This is a genomic window from Sphingobacteriales bacterium, from assembly GCA_012517435.1.
Lineage (GTDB): Bacteria > Bacteroidota > Bacteroidia > CAILMK01 > JAAYUY01 > JAAYUY01.
This window is the reverse complement of the sequence record JAAYUY010000085.1, coordinates 1-5,678: the sequence shown is the minus strand read 5'-3', so window position 1 is coordinate 5,678 and position 5,678 is coordinate 1. Positions and strand designations below refer to the sequence as shown.

Below are 5,678 nucleotides of genomic sequence, written 5' to 3'. Positions count from 1 at the left end.
TGTGTTTTTTTTACACGCCTGAATCGGCATAATAAGCGCCTTTTATGAGGAACAAAATAAAAAAGGCTTGCCTTTAAAACTGCAAGCCTTTGGTCTCGCCTGGTGACCTCGGAGGGATTCAAACCCCCAACCTTCTGATCCGTAGTCAGATGCTCTATTCAGTTGAGCTACGAGGCCTTTAAAAGTGGTGCAAATATATTGCTTTTTGAAATAGTGGATATTTTTTTTCAAAGTCGCTATTCAATAAATAGCGGCAGCTTTTTTATCCCTTCAGAAACAATTTTCATGGAGGCTTTTTCCCGTTCAAAGTACATGGTGGGAGAAACAGCATTCCATGAAGGATATTTTATTCGTGCCTGGGTTTCTGTCACACAATTATTCATCGATACCGATAATGCAATACCATCTGAAATACTTGTTTCCCGTTGCGGAGTCGAACGTAAATCATCCATTACCTCCATCAAAGTCGGATCGGTAAACTGCAGCAATGTCCATGGTATCCTGATCTTCAATACATTATTATCAATAATAATAGCATCGAGGGTGGAAGCAGGCTGTGAAGCATTCCTCATCCTGAGTTTCCCGATGTAAAAAATGGATGTATCGTAGCGGTTGTTTTTCCACCTGATTAATTTCCATGGTGCACCATCTGTAGCAATGGAGTGATATAATTGCTCAGGCTTCGATTGCTTGTGCCAGATGGCAAACAAATCATACGCTTCTGTAACATACATTTCCGCCACATCGGGATATTTAATCTTCATGGAAAATTCGGCTCTGTTTGTTATTGTTTTCCCATCAGGCAAAACCGATTCTCCTGTATTGCTTTTATACGTATCAATACCAATAAAAAGCGAATCCCCCGATTTTAAAGCATTTTTCAGGCTGATCTCCAGTTTCAGATACTCAAAATTGTACGACCATTTGATTGTCTTTACATTACAGGAATTATTACTGATGGAAAGAGCAGAAAAAGGGGCATCCACCGGCTCAAAGGCAATCAGTCCAAAATTCTGTTCCGGGCTGGTCACATTATGCCACAGGTTTCTTCTTTCTCCCTGAGTTGAAATAGGATCCACAATCCAGGTACGTTTAAACCATTCGTCAATCCATGAAAACAAAATACCTCCCCCGCATCCGGCCTCATAAATATTATTGATCAATCTGACATCATACAAGCCCTGAACCACTTCATCATGTCCTCCGTGGTGCATGCCTGAATAAGAAAAATGAGCATTTCCCCAGCTGGAAGGGACACCATATTCCGCAATGATCAATGGCCTTTTGGCGTAGTGGTTTTTTAAATCTGTCAGATAGCCCAGATAAGAATTTCTCCCCATGGTATCGCTGAATTTCTGATAATTGGTATCCTGACTGATAAAATCGGGATAATAGGGATAGGCATGATAACTGGCAAAATAACCTGCCGGAGCGTGATGCTCAATCATGATGTCGAGATTGGAATAACTGGTATCTTCTTCAGTAAATTTTTCCGATGGATGACGCATGGGATCGAGGGTAGGCCAACTGCTGCAGCTTACCGGACGCTCTTTCTGATAGGTATTTCTCTCATAAGTAATCAGGTGATCAACACGGGCAGCCAGCCAGGCATCAAAAGGTTGTGTCCCGTAAATACTGACTGCATTTCCTGTAAAAAAAGTATCAGCCGGGTGATTGGCGTTGGTTGCCCTGACTTCATAAGGGTGAATTTCGCGTCCGATAATATAAGCCATGACCCATTTCGATACATCGTAGGTGAAATTTCCGTAAGCCCTTCCGAATCGTTCATCAATCTTACGCTTACCATACACACAATCAAGCACTTCTTCGATGTCGTCATCAAATTTCTGAGATTGTGAAAACAAATCATCATTCCCTGTTTCTTCATCCAGCCATACCCCCTGAATCAGATAAATCGGATGGCTTGCATGCTTCATATTAAATTTGTACAACTCTTCATAAAAACGAGGAAAATGAAGTGTATAAACCCTTATCAGGTTAAAACCCAGCTCGCTTATTTTTTCAAACCATCTTTTGTAATCCTCATTGGTAGCAGCCAGTTCACCCGGGCTTGTTCCCGGTTTTGATACCCCCAGATTGATACCTTTAATAAACAACGGTGTATAATCTTTTCCGTTCCAGATACCCAGATAATTCCCTGTACAGGCATAAGGCACAGCATATTTTCTGAAAAGCATAAAATTCAGTTCATTTGTATCTATTAAAGAATGATAGGAATAACTGAAAGTCTCAAAAGAGTCCTTTGTTACCGTAACCTTATAGCCAATAGCAAAAGTATCAAAATTTATCTCCGTTGGAGGCAGAAATCCGGTCTGAGGGCTGGTGGAGAAATTTCCCATGCAGAGCATTTTGACTACCCTGACTTCAGTTTCGTTTCCGCTAATAAAGCTCAGGCGAATCAGATATAAACCTGAAGGTAGTAAAACACCGTTTTTTATTGTTCTTGACCATGTAAACTGATATATTCCTGCTTCAACATCTTCATTCAGTAGTTCATCCACCATCTGCCCGTTGATGTTATAAATATTGACAATGGCTTTCCCTTTTTTTGCCGTCAGGAATGAAATAACTGCATAATCAGCAACCGGATTGGGATAAACCGGAAATAGGACCGCAGCATTGGCAGACTGAACATCAACCAAAGGTAATTCGAGCCTGTAAGTTCCATCCTGATTAGTTAAAACAGAATATTTTACAGTTGAATCATCCAGTCTGGTAAATTCAATTCTGGCATTAGCGACAGGATGATAAACCTGATCAAAAACTTTCCCTTCAATTGCAAAAGAATACCGGCTTAAGAATAAAAAAAACAACAGATAAAGTGTATTTTTGAGAAAAACATTCATTTTTAGACACATCGGGTTAATTTTTACAAATGCAAAGAAATGAATTTAATCCCTTTAAACGAATAAATGCATATCAACAGCCGTTGAAAAAGATAAAGAAAAGTATTTGGCAGAGCATTTGAACAACGGAATACCCAAGACCTGTTGACAAAATCATTTTAACTAACAGGGAAACAGTTTTAATTTTGAATCTGAATTATAAGTTTAATGCGAATAAAATTCTTTCTGGCATTGTTTATTATCTTCTTCGGATTGCCTTTGACGAGCTATCTGATCTGGTATTTCACACCAACTAAAAAAATAAATATTCTTATCGCAGATAAAACAGTATCCACATTTTACAGAAGCGAACACCGGTCGCTGAACTGGGTTCTCAACCGCTACAGATACGTCAGGCATGATGGAAGTCCTTACCTTTTCGATTCCAATTATTACGGTTTTTTCCCGCTTGAAGACAAAAAATATTTTATCCGTGATATAGATTCGCTGAGTGAAGAAGCACTTGATTCGATTTCAGAAAAGCTGGACATCTACCACCTGGCCGATTTATACGGAGTGTATTACAACGAATGGTACCTCGATACTTTTGAGACAGAGCATTCGAGGAAGATTTACGGAGGAATGAGTCGTAACGACCTGATTTTGCTGAAGAAAATGAAAGAAAAGAAGAAACTCATTCTTGGAGAATTTAATATGCTTGCCCATCCCACGCCCACACCTATCCGTAACGAAGCTGAAAAGATGCTCGATATTAAATGGTCGGGTTGGGTGTTGCGTTATTTTGATTTGCTGGATACCATTAAAAATCCTGAATTACCACGCTGGGTCATCCGGCTCTACATGCAGCAACATGGCAATCAATGGCCTTTTAAACGATCAGGGATAGTATTCGTACATGAGGATGAGAGATTGTTTATTCTGGAAAACAGAACACATTTAAAACGTGAAGTTCCTTTTATCTATGCCAGTGACTATGCGGTAAAAAAATACAATATTATCGCCAATGTTCATTATCCTTACTGGATAGACATTACCCATACAGGGAAATCAAATAAAGTCATTGCCTGGTATAAAATCAGGCCGAACAAGGCAGGCGACAGCATTTTAAAAGCCTACAACGTTCCTGATGTCTTTCCTGCCATTATCGAACATCTTGGAGATTATCGCTTTTACTATTTTTGCGGAGATTTTTCCGACAATCCCGTTGAACTGCTGACCAGCCGTTTCTGGCAAATTGAAAAAATCAGCGGCTTATTTTACAGTACCATGCTTTACAATGAAAGAAAAAAATTCTTCTGGAAGCTTTACATGCCGATGATGAAGAATATTTTAAATGAATATTATTTAACAAAAATACGATGAAAAGGGTGCTTTTTATAGATGATGATCTGTTAATACAAAAGCTTGTATTTACAAAACTTTCTACGGAAGGCTATCAGGTCAGAGTTGCAACCAACGGAAGGGAAGCTAAAGACATTCTGACAAGAGAAGAATTTGATATTATCATTACCGACATTATGATGCCCTTCATTGGCGGAATGGAATTGATTGAAGCAATACGGCAGGAACTGAAACTTAAAACACCCATCATCGTTCTTTCTTCCTTAACACAGGAAGATAATATTTTAAAAGCCTTTGACCTGGGTGCAAACGATTATATGATTAAGCCTTTCAGCCCGAAAGAATTGATAATCAGGATTAAACGACTTACCAATTGATAAGAGAACTTTCATTTTGGAACAGGGTCAGTTTCATTCTCTTTTTGCTGACTGCCAGTTTGAGTACTATCACTCTGGCTCAGAACTATAATGCTGACAGCATTTTTACAGAAGCCAGAAAGATAGCTTTTCAGGGAGATTATGCAAAGGCAATAGAACTTTGCCATGAAATTCTGAAAAATAAACCAGAATATGATGAAGTTGCCCTCTTTATGGCAAGGGTTTACGGCTGGGATAAACAATACGGCAAAGCTGCCGGTGAAGCACGTAAACTAATTGATAAGCAGTTGAAAAACAAAGAAGCATGGCAAGCTTTGATCGATTTTGCTATCTGGGCAGAAAAACCTGACAGTGCCATCAGTATCATCGACTCCGCACTAATCTTTTTCCCCGAAGACAGTATTTTTTTTTACAAAAAAGCAGAGCTGTATTTTAACAAGGGAGATTATACCAAATCAAAGGAAATTATTCATGAATTGCTTACTCTTTATCCGGATCACCAGAAAGCCAAAGAGCTTTTACAGAAAATCAAGAGGGAAACAGCAAATAAAATATTAAGTCCTGATTATTATTTCCACCTGTTCAATACGCCATTTCAATGGCGTCTGCAAATTGTAACGCTTGATTATGGCTTTAAAATCAGAAAAGGAACCTATTTTGCCGGCATCAGTATGGGAGATCTCAGGATAGATCAGGATCATCCTGCATGGCAAAAGCCTGCATTTCAGTTTAAACTTGAGCTTTATCCACGGATTAATGAGAAGCAATATGCCTTTGTTAATTATTCTTACGGAATCAATGGCATATTCCCTCGCCACCGTTTCGGCCTTGAGTTTCACCAGCAACTCAGCAAATCCTTTGAAATCTCTGCAGGTTTGAGGTATCTGATTTTTCCTTATACCGACAATGTCAACAAAGCAATTATCTACACCGCCAGTGTTACTTATCAGAAAAACCAATACTGGTTCAACCTGAGACCGTATTTTTCCAAAACCCGCTATGGTTACGGACAGTCCGTTGCTTTTGAAATGAGAAAATTTTTAAACAGTGATGACAGATTTGCCACTCTCTATGCGGGTATCGGCAACAACCC

General features: G+C 39.2%; 4 protein-coding genes and 1 tRNA gene. 3 read left to right on the top strand and 2 right to left on the bottom strand.

Translation table 11 applies throughout. The features are described 5' to 3' along the window. Positions 1-100 precede the first annotated feature (100 nt). Both GX437_04990 and GX437_04985 read right to left on the bottom strand, forming a co-directional pair. Positions 101-177, bottom strand: a tRNA-Arg gene (locus tag GX437_04990). A 59-nt stretch (positions 178-236) separates the two neighbouring features. After that, a complete protein-coding gene (locus GX437_04985; protein NLJ07009.1) occupies positions 237-2,879 on the bottom strand; it encodes a T9SS type A sorting domain-containing protein in 2,643 nt (880 codons plus the stop codon). 195 nt (positions 2,880-3,074) lie between these two features. On the opposite strand from GX437_04985, the gene GX437_04980 reads away from it, so the two are divergent. The 3 genes from GX437_04980 to yaiO all read left to right on the top strand — a co-directional run. Further along, entirely contained in the window at positions 3,075-4,229 is a 1,155-nt protein-coding gene (locus GX437_04980; GenBank protein ID NLJ07008.1) for a hypothetical protein, read from the top strand. Continuing rightward, a complete protein-coding gene (locus GX437_04975; GenBank protein ID NLJ07007.1) occupies positions 4,226-4,585 on the top strand; it encodes a response regulator in 360 nt (119 codons plus the stop codon). The genes GX437_04980 and GX437_04975 overlap by 4 nt, the downstream gene beginning before the upstream one ends. Then, positions 4,582-5,678 (top strand): YaiO family outer membrane beta-barrel protein (gene yaiO, locus GX437_04970; protein NLJ07006.1); only part of this gene is annotated, 1,097 nt, incomplete at its 3' end. The genes GX437_04975 and yaiO, both read left to right, overlap by 4 nt.

Excerpts from the sequence above, each read along its gene's own strand:
- GX437_04985 (NLJ07009.1), bottom strand. The coding sequence starts at position 2,879 with ATGTGTCTAAAAATGAATGTTTTTCTCAAAAATACACTTTATCTGTTG.
- GX437_04980 (NLJ07008.1), top strand. The coding sequence starts at position 3,075 with ATGCGAATAAAATTCTTTCTGGCATTGTTTATTATCTTCTTCGGATTG.
- GX437_04975 (NLJ07007.1), top strand. The coding sequence starts at position 4,226 with ATGAAAAGGGTGCTTTTTATAGATGATGATCTGTTAATACAAAAGCTT.